The organism is Escherichia sp. MR (assembly GCF_005280595.1).
Taxonomy (GTDB): Bacteria; Pseudomonadota; Gammaproteobacteria; order Enterobacterales; family Enterobacteriaceae; genus Escherichia; species Escherichia ruysiae.
Genome location: NZ_SZVK01000124.1, coordinates 1 through 1110 on the forward strand (window position 1 = coordinate 1; position 1110 = coordinate 1110).

Genomic DNA, 1110 nt, shown 5'->3' on the forward strand with positions numbered 1-1110 from the left:
GCCATATCAATGATTTTCTGGTGCGTACCGGGTTGAGAAGCGGTGTAAGTGAACTGCAGTTGCCATGTTTTACGGCATCAGGCGTTGCTGTTTGAAGGTTTTTGAGCAGAGTGTTTAATTGTTGCAATTCCCTTTCTTGTTGCTCTATACGTATATTCAATGGCTGCCATAATAGCGAATAATATCCTGTGCAAAACATGATTAACAACGCACCGATCAACAGTCCTTTTTCTCTTAGCGAACGACCAACATAGTATTGAGTAACCCAATTTTCTACTGCATTTGACCACCGATCACGGTAGTGATTAAAAAATTGAATGAATTCATGACGTAACACGTTATTTTCTCCGTAACGTTACTGCTCCTGACACATAATTGCCCTCATTTATTAACGCGTCCTGTTGCACAAAAAAATCTACAGCAAGCGCATCTCGCAGTTTGTCGAAGCTGGAGAAGTCTGGAGCACTTAACCTGAAATGCAGTGTCTGATGTTTTTGATCATAAGTGAAACTACGGATTTCTAACTTTGAGAGCGAGGCAGATTTAAGAGCATTAGCAATAACCGACAGATGTTCGAGAAACGTCTTATCAGTTGCTCGAGACCGAGAATTATTGATCGCTGTTATAATCTGTGAGCGCAAATTAACGATTCGCTTTTGCTCCGGAAAAACCGATAAAAATTGTTTCTCAACACGTATACGTCTTTGTATTACCTGCTCATTAATGCTCCATAACGTCACCACACGATCTGCTAATAAACTAACCAGAATCAGGAATACAGGTAAAACTACTGCCCGCCAACGTATCCACTGTTTTTGATAACTGACCCGGGGTTGCCATGGTCCGGTCAGCAAATTCCCTTCAGGTTGACCGTGCTCACAGAGAGAGAGTTCGCTGGTAATTTTCAGTTTTTCACTATCAGTACCAATCCTGGCTGCTACCTCTTGAGCCGATTTCCCGATCACTGTTAGCTGGAGTGGATGGTTTTGAGCACTAATCTGCGCGCGTAATATGTCAGCTATCAGATCTGGGGCGGCTTTGTTGAATAAATCAGATTTCGGGTAAGTCTCCCCCGTAGCGGGTTGTGTTTTCAGGCAATACGCACGCTTT

General features: G+C 43.0%; 1 protein-coding gene and 2 pseudogenes. All 3 read right to left on the reverse strand.

All coding sequences use genetic code 11. The features are described 5' to 3' along the window. Positions 1 to 77 (reverse strand): annotated as a pseudogene (locus tag FC814_RS22520) (IS1-like element transposase); the annotation flags it as partial. A 41-nt stretch (positions 78 to 118) separates the two neighbouring features. Further along, a pseudogene (gene gspM, locus FC814_RS22525) lies at positions 119 to 337 on the reverse strand (type II secretion system protein GspM); the annotation flags it as partial. Between the two features lies 1 nt (position 338). Next, on the reverse strand, positions 339 to 1110 hold a 772-nt coding region (gspL, locus tag FC814_RS22530), incomplete at its 5' end, for a type II secretion system protein GspL (RefSeq protein WP_301546390.1).